This is a genomic window from Sandarakinorhabdus cyanobacteriorum (assembly GCF_002251755.1).
In the GTDB taxonomy this organism is placed as follows: Bacteria; Pseudomonadota; Alphaproteobacteria; order Sphingomonadales; family Sphingomonadaceae; genus Sandarakinorhabdus; species Sandarakinorhabdus cyanobacteriorum.
The window spans coordinates 22,354-29,622 of record NZ_NOXT01000094.1 but is presented as its reverse complement, the minus strand read 5'-3'; the positions used below and the strand labels follow the sequence as shown (position 1 = coordinate 29,622).

General features: G+C 67.0%; 7 protein-coding genes. 6 read left to right on the top strand and 1 reads right to left on the bottom strand.

What is annotated here, in order from left to right; genetic code table 11:
* From CHU93_RS17485 to CHU93_RS05500, 3 genes are all read left to right on the top strand, one after another.
* The coding region (locus CHU93_RS17485) for a hypothetical protein (RefSeq protein WP_165768615.1) at positions 1–370 on the top strand (370 nt) is incomplete at its 5' end.
* Between the two features lie 169 nt (positions 371–539).
* Complete coding sequence (locus CHU93_RS05505) at positions 540–1,943, top strand: M20/M25/M40 family metallo-hydrolase (RefSeq protein WP_094473130.1); 1,404 nt, start codon at positions 540–542, stop codon at positions 1,941–1,943.
* A 40-nt stretch (positions 1,944–1,983) separates the two neighbouring features.
* Positions 1,984–2,637, top strand: coding sequence for a YjbE family putative metal transport protein (locus tag CHU93_RS05500; protein WP_094473134.1), 654 nt, complete (start codon positions 1,984–1,986; stop codon positions 2,635–2,637).
* Here CHU93_RS05500 and CHU93_RS05495 read toward each other — a convergent pair whose 3' ends face one another.
* Positions 2,638–3,603 (bottom strand): quinone oxidoreductase family protein, encoded by a 966-nt coding sequence (locus tag CHU93_RS05495; RefSeq protein ID WP_094473129.1) that lies wholly within the window; start codon positions 3,601–3,603, stop codon positions 2,638–2,640.
* Between the two features lie 126 nt (positions 3,604–3,729).
* Here CHU93_RS05495 and CHU93_RS05490 point away from each other — a divergent pair, with 126 nt between their 5' ends.
* From CHU93_RS05490 to mnmG, 3 genes are all read left to right on the top strand, one after another.
* Positions 3,730–3,984, top strand: a complete 255-nt coding sequence (locus CHU93_RS05490; protein WP_086115428.1) for a DUF6489 family protein — start codon at positions 3,730–3,732, stop codon at positions 3,982–3,984.
* Between the two features lie 10 nt (positions 3,985–3,994).
* A complete protein-coding gene (gene mnmE, locus CHU93_RS05485) occupies positions 3,995–5,284 on the top strand; it encodes a tRNA uridine-5-carboxymethylaminomethyl(34) synthesis GTPase MnmE (protein ID WP_094473128.1) in 1,290 nt (429 codons plus the stop codon).
* Between the two features lie 115 nt (positions 5,285–5,399).
* Entirely contained in the window at positions 5,400–7,268 is a 1,869-nt protein-coding gene (gene mnmG, locus CHU93_RS05480) for a tRNA uridine-5-carboxymethylaminomethyl(34) synthesis enzyme MnmG (protein WP_094473127.1), read from the top strand.
* Position 7,269 lies beyond the last annotated feature (1 nt).

Here is a 7,269-nt window from a genome sequence, read left to right as displayed (position 1 = left end):
AGGCCGCTATTGGCGAGGGGTTTTTGGAGGTGCCCAGCTGCATCCCTATGCCTGCTTTGGATGCCGCAAGAGCTTTAAGAGAACTTCGCGGTCAGAAGCTGTTCTGCCCTGCCCCGAATGCGGCGGTCCCAGCATCGGGCTAACCCGCAAATTCAAACCGCCCAGACAGTCGGACGAAAAGCAGTGGAAAAAGGTCGAGGAGTTAGTGCGCCACGGCTTCCTGTTTTGGAGCGTGGGAGAAGCCTACCCCGAACACATTCACGAGGTGGCAGCATTTGCCGAACGGCATGCCGATTTCATCAAACAGGAGCGCTCGCGCAACCCCGAAGGCTACAGGCAAATAGAGGAGGCCATTTCGGTTCGGCGTTGAGGCAAAATGTCGGTTTTCCATCACAATTTAGCCGGCAAGTAACAAATGAAAACTTAACGGGTGCAGGGCCTCAGGCCCTGCCCGCCGGAGGCCCCTCTTCCTTCGGTCCTTTTCTGTCTTGCTATCCCGCACCCGCCCCGCTTTGATGGGCGCAACAAGGGGGATCATCATGCGCTCCATTCTTATCGCCGCCGCCCTGCTCACCGCCACCGCCGCCAACGCCCAATATGCCAGCAAGCAGCCGGGCGAGGCGCAGTTCCGCGCGCTGTACAAGGAGATGGTGGAGACCGACACCAGCGTCACCACCGGCAGCTGCACCGCTCTGGCGGAGAAGCTGGCGGTGCGCTTCAAGGCGGCGGGCTATGCCGATTCCGACATCACGCTGTTTTCGGTGCCGGAATTCCCCAAGGAAGGCGGCATCGTCGTCCATCTGAAGGGCAGCGACAAGAAGGCCCAGCCGATGCTGCTGCTTGGCCACCTCGATGTGGTTGCCGCCAAGCCGGAAGACTGGACGCGCAGCCCGTTCAAGCTGATCGAGGAGGGCGGCTATTTCTATGGCCGCGGCACCTTTGACGACAAGGCACAGGCCAGCATCTGGGCCGATCTGTTGATCCGCATGAAGGCGGCCAAGGCGCCCAAGCGCACCATCAAGCTGGCGCTGACCTGTGGTGAGGAAACCACCTATGCCTTCAACGGCGCCGATTGGCTGGCCAAGAACCGCCCCGATCTGATCATGGCGGAATTCGCCCTCAACGAAGGCGGCGGCGGCCGCTATGGCCCGGATGGCAAGCCGCAGGGTCTGGCCGTGCAGGTGGGCGAAAAGACCGTGCAGAATTACTGGCTGGAGGCGACCAACCCCGGCGGCCATTCCTCCGTGCCCCGACCCGACAACGCCATCACCGATCTGGCCCGCGCCGTGGTGGCGATCAACACCCACGAATTCCCCGTGCAGTTCAACGACACCACCCGTGCCTATTTCACCGGGCTTTCCAAGGTGTTGCCTGATCCGGTTGGCCCGGCGATGGCGCGCCTGCTGGCCAATCCGGCCGATGCCGAGGCGGATCGCATCGTCAGCCTTGATCCCACCAACCACAGCGTGCTGCGCACCACCTGTGTCGCCACCCTGCTGGAGGCCGGCCACGCCGAAAACGCCCTGGCCCAGCGCGCCCGCGCCAATGTGAACTGCCGCATGTTCCCCGGCACCGATCCCAATGTGCTGAAGGGCGAATTTGATCGCATCATCGCCAATCCCAAGGTGACCGTGTCGCTGAAGCCGCCGGTGCGCCCGGTGGGCAAGCCGGTGCCGATGAACCCGGCGGTGATCGGCCCGATGCAGCAGGTGGCGGCCACCCATTTCCCCGGCGTGCCGATGCTGGCGATGATGAGCACGGGCGCCACCGATGCCATCTACATCGCACCGATCGGCATCCCGGTCTATGGCGCGCCCGGCACGCTGATCGATCCCGATGGCAACGGCATCCACGGCCTCAACGAACGCATCAAGGTGGAAAGCCTGATGAAGGGCCGCGACTATCTGTCGGATCTGGTCGCGGTGCTGGCAAATCCCAAATAGGGCGCTGGCATAATCCCGGCCCTGCCCCTACATGCTGGCCATGGACTTCGCCCATCTCCTCACCCCCGAAGCGCTGTCGGCCTTTGGCCAGGTGGTGCTGATCGATGTCGTGCTGGCTGGTGACAATGCCATCGTGGTCGGCGCGCTGGCCGCCGGTCTGCCGGCCGATCAGCGCAAGAAGGTCATCCTGATCGGCATCCTCGCCGCGCTGGTGCTGCGCATCGGCTTTGCGCTCGCCGTGTCGCAATTGCTGCAGATTGTCGGCCTGATCCTCGCCGGCGGCCTGCTTTTGATGTGGGTGGCCTGGCGCATGTGGCGCGAGCTGCACCCGCGCGCCACCTATATCGACGCGCCCGGCGACAGCGACGATTTCGTCGCCACCAACACGCCGCCGCCGGCCAAGAGCTTTGCCGCCGCCGCCTGGAGCGTGGCGCTGGCCGACGTGTCGATGAGCCTGGACAATGTGCTGGCCGTCGCCGGCGCCGCGCGCGAGCATCCCGATATCCTGGTCATCGGCCTGGTGCTCTCGGTCGCGCTGATGGGCATCGCCGCCAACATCATCGCCCAATATATCGAGCGTTATCGCTGGATCGCCTATGTCGGCCTCGCCGTCATCGTCTATGTCGCCCTCAAGATGATCTGGGAGGGCGCGCACGAGGTGATGCCGATGGTGGCCCCGATGGTCGCCGGCTGATCAGGGGATCAGCACGGTCGATCCCGTCGTCTTGCGCGCCGCCAGATCGGCGTGGGCCCGGGCCACATCCGCCAGCGCATAACGCTGGTTCACCGCCAATTTCAGCGCGCCGCTGGCCATCATATCGAGCACGCGGCCGCCAAATTCCTGCCGTTCCGCCGGGGTGGCATAATAGTCAAACAGCGTCGGCCGCGTGGTGAACAGCGACCCCTTGCGCGCCAATATGCCCAGGTCGACACCCGACACCGGGCCGGAGGCATTGCCAAAGCTGATCAGCAGCCCGCGCCGCTTCAAACTGTCCAGGCTCGATTCCCAGCTGGCCCGGCCCACCCCATCAAACACCACATCGACGCCGCGACCGCCGGTGAGCGCCCGCACCCCCGCGGCCACATCACTGCTGTCGAGCAGGCCATGATCGGCGCCATTGGCCGCCGCCAGCGCCAGCTTCTCGGCCGTGCCGGCCACCGCGATCACGATGGCGCCGCGCGCCTTCAGCCACTGCACCAGCAGCAGGCCAACGCCGCCCGCCGCCGCCGGCACCAGCGCCCAATCACCCGCCTGCACCCTTGCGCAGCGATCAACCAGAAACTCGGTGGTGCAGCCCTTCAACAGGCCGGCGGCCGCCATCTCGTCGCTCACGCCATCGGGCAGCACGACCAGCTGCGCCGCGGCAATGTTGCGGTGCGTTGCATAGGCGCCAATCGGCCCCCAGCAATAGCCAACCCGCGTGCCGGGTTTCAGGCTCACACCCGCGCCCGCCGCCTCCACCACACCGGCCGCCTCCAGCCCCAGGCCGGATGGCATCGGCAGCGGATAGAGGCCAGACCGGTGATAGGTATCGATGAAGTTGAGGCCGATGGCGGCGTGGCGGATGCGCACCTCGCCGGGGCCGGGATCGGGCAAGGCAATGTCCACCAACCGCATCACCTCGGGCCCGCCAGCTGCCTCGATCCGGATCGCCGTCATGCTGCATGCCCCTTATGCTGCGCGGTAAGTCTCTGTTTTTGCTGGCACCGGCCTTTCGCTTGCCCTGCCAGCCCCTCGCCCGCTACACTAAGCGCTTCTGGCTCGAGGAAAAGAGGCAAAGCGCGCATGAAGATCAGCTTCGACATTGATTGCACGCCGCAGGAAGCGCGCGCCTTCTTCGGCCTGCCCGATCTGCAGCCGCTGCACGACGTCTATCTCGATCGCATGAAGTCCGCGATGACCGAAGGCATCACCCCCGCCGATTGGGAACGCATGATGCGCACCTGGGCGCCCGGCATCGCCGGTGGCTTCGAGCAATGGCAGAAATTGTTCGCCGCCGGCATGAACGCCGCCACCGGTGGCAAGGCCAGCAAGGGCTGACCAGCAAGCCATGACCGACACGATCGCGGCGCTGGCCAGCGGGCGCCCGCCGGCGGCGCTGGCCATTATCCGTATTTCCGGCCCCGCCGCCTTCGCTGTGGTGCAACAGCTTGCCGGCCGCGTGCCACCGCCGCGCCGGCTCAGCCTGTGCCGGTTGCACCATGACGGCCAATTGCTCGACGAAGCCCTCGTCGCCGTCTTCCCCGGCCCGGCCAGCGCCAGCGGCGAGGATCTGGCCGAACTCCACCTGCACGGCGGCCCCGCGGTCGTTGCCGGCGTGCTCGATGCCGTCACCGCCCAGCCCGGCGTGCGCCTCGCCGAACCGGGGGAATATACCCGCCGCGCCTTCGCCAGTGGCCGCATGGACCTGACCCAGGTCGAAGGCCTCGCCGACCTCGTCAGCGCCGAAACCGCCAGCCAGCGCGATCAGGCCCTGGCGCTGGCCGGTGGCGCCCTCGGCCGCCTGGCCGACCAGTGGCGCGACCGCTGCCTGAACGTGCTGGCCGAAGCCGAAGCCGGCCTCGATTTCGCCGAAGACGAAGCCGATGTTGCCGAACGGCTCGACGAAGCCGCCCGCGACCAGCTCGCCGACATGGCCGATGAACTCGCGGCCCTGATCGCCGATTCGGCCCGCGCCATGCGTATCCGCGACGGGCTGACCATTGCCGTCACCGGGCCACCAAACGTGGGAAAATCGAGCCTTGTCAATGCCTTGGCCATGCGCGATGTTGCCATCGTCACCGCCATTCCCGGCACCACCCGCGACGCCATCGAAGTGCCGATCGATCTGAACGGTGTCGCCGCCGTGCTCATCGACACCGCCGGCCTGCGCGACACCGACGATCCGGTGGAAGCCATCGGCATCGCCCGCGCCCGCGCCCGTGCCGCAAGCGCCGATCTGGTGATCAGCGTCGCCAGCGCCGAAGCCCCGCAATGGACGGGCGATGGAGCCCTGCGCCTGCTCAACAAATGCGATCTGGCCGCGCCAGATGTGCCACCCGACGTGCTTGCGGTCTCCGCCACGACAGGCGCCGGTCTGCCCGCCCTGCGCGACTGGCTCAGCCACTGGGCCCACAACCTCATCCGCCCCGGCGAACCCGCCCTCCTCTCCCACGCCCGCCACCGCGCCGCCTTCGCCGACGCTGAATCCGCGCTGGGCGACGCAGCAATGGCTTCAGAGCCGGTCTTGCGCGCCGAAGCCCTACGCGCGGCAGCCCACGCCTTTGGCCGAATCGCCGGCCGGGTTGGCGTGGATGATGTGCTGGATCGGATCTTCAGCCGGTTCTGTGTCGGGAAGTAGGAGAAGCGATGCCTCCGGCGGGCAGGGGCCTCGCCCCTGCCCGCCGGAGGCACCCCTTCCCTTCCCTCAATGTTTCACGTGAAACATCGCCCGTGAATCGCTATGGACTTGGCGCATGCAAACCCATGACGTCATCATTGTCGGCGCCGGTCACGCCGGATGTGAGGCTGCTGCCGCCGCCGCCCGGCGCGGTGCGCGCGTGGCACTGGTCACGTTGCGGGCCGATGATCCGGGCACGTTGAGCTGCAACCCGGCGGTGGGCGGCATTGGCAAGGGCCATCTGGTCACCGAGATTGATGCGCTGGGTGGCATCATGGGCCGGGTGGCCGATGCGGCGCGGCTGCAGTCGCGCTTGTTGAACCGTTCCAAGGGCCCAGCGGTGCACGGCCCGCGGGCGCAGGTGGATCGCGCCTTGTATCGGGCGGCGATGGCCGAGGTGTTGGCTGAGTTGCCCACGTTGGCGATCATCACGGCGGCCGTGGAAGGCCTGCTGGTGGAGCGGGGCCGAGTTGCCGGCGTGGAGACCAGCGTTGGCCGGCTGTCGGCGCCGGCCGTGGTGTTGACCACAGGCACCTTCCTGGGCGGCGTGATGCACATCGGCAGCCAGCGCGAGGCGGGTGGCCGGGTTGGTGCGCAGGCGTCGGATCTGGGCGCGGCGTTGCGGGCGATGGGCTTGCCGGTCAGCCGCTTGAAGACGGGCACGCCGGCCCGACTGGACGGTCGCAGCATCGATTGGTCGGTGCTGGAATGGCAATATGGCGATGGTGATGATCCGCGCTTCAGCCGTTTCGGAATTTGTTCGGCGGCGGGCAATGGCCGGCCGCCGATTCCCTGTGCGATCACGCGCACCAATGCGGAAACGCACCGCATCATCCGGGATCATCTTGGCGAATCAGCGCTGTATGGCGGCCATATCGATTCGGTGGGCCCGCGGTATTGCCCGTCGATTGAAGACAAGGTGGTGCGCTTTGGCGACCGCGATGGCCACCAGATCTTTCTGGAGCCGGAGGGTTATGATGACATCACTATCTATCCCAACGGCCTTTCGACCTCGCTGCCGCTGCACGTACAGGAAAAATTCATTCGATCGATCAAGGGCCTGGAGCAGGTCGTCATCCTGCGGCCGGGCTATGCGATCGAGTATGACCATGTCGATCCGCGCGCATTGACGCCTGGCCTCGGCGCCCGCGCGGTGCCCGGCCTGTTTCTGGCTGGCCAGATCAACGGCACCACCGGTTATGAGGAGGCCGCGGCGCAGGGGCTGGTGGCGGGCGCCAATGCGGCAGCGCTGGCGCTGAACCTGCCGGCGCTGACCATCGATCGCACCCAGGCCTATATCGGCGTGATGATCGACGACCTGACGCTGCATGGCGTCGCCGAGCCGTACCGCATGTTCACCAGCCGCGCCGAGTATCGCCTGCGGCTGCGGGCCGACAATGCCGATCAGCGCCTGACCCCGCTGGGCCAGGCGCTGGGCCTGGTGCCGCCCGCGCAGGCCGACGCCTTTGCCGCCGCTCAGGCCGAGCGCGACGCGGCGCGGGCGCTGCTCGATACGCTAACGGCGACGCCGCACCAGCTCGCCAGCCATGGCATCGAGGTGCGCCAAGACGGGCAGAGCCGCAGCCTGTTCGACTGGCTGCGCTTCCCGGCGGTGACGCACGCGGCCGCGCGGCGGGTCTGGCCCGAGCTTGCCAGCATCAGCGATGACCTGCTCGCCAGCCTGGCGGTGGACGCCAACTATGCCGCCTATATCGCCCGGCAGGAGGCCGAGGTGGCCGCCCTGCGCCGTGACGAGGCGCTGGCGCTGCCGGCGGATCTGGATTTTGCGCAAGTCGCTGGCCTTTCCAAGGAAATGATCGAGCGGCTGTCGCGCGCCAGGCCCTTGACGCTGGGCGCTGCCAGCCGCGTCGCCGGCATCACGCCCGCTGCCTTGATCGCCTTGCTGCCCCACACCAGTCGCAACAAGCCAACGCTGGCGGCCTGAC

Coding starts and splice junctions, on each gene's coding strand:
- CHU93_RS05505 (WP_094473130.1), top strand. CDS start 540: ATGCGCTCCATTCTTATCGCCGCCGCCCTGCTCACCGCCACCGCCGCC.
- CHU93_RS05500 (WP_094473134.1), top strand. CDS start 1,984: ATGGACTTCGCCCATCTCCTCACCCCCGAAGCGCTGTCGGCCTTTGGC.
- CHU93_RS05495 (WP_094473129.1), bottom strand. CDS start 3,603: ATGACGGCGATCCGGATCGAGGCAGCTGGCGGGCCCGAGGTGATGCGG.
- CHU93_RS05490 (WP_086115428.1), top strand. CDS start 3,730: ATGAAGATCAGCTTCGACATTGATTGCACGCCGCAGGAAGCGCGCGCC.
- mnmE (WP_094473128.1), top strand. CDS start 3,995: ATGACCGACACGATCGCGGCGCTGGCCAGCGGGCGCCCGCCGGCGGCG.
- mnmG (WP_094473127.1), top strand. CDS start 5,400: ATGCAAACCCATGACGTCATCATTGTCGGCGCCGGTCACGCCGGATGT.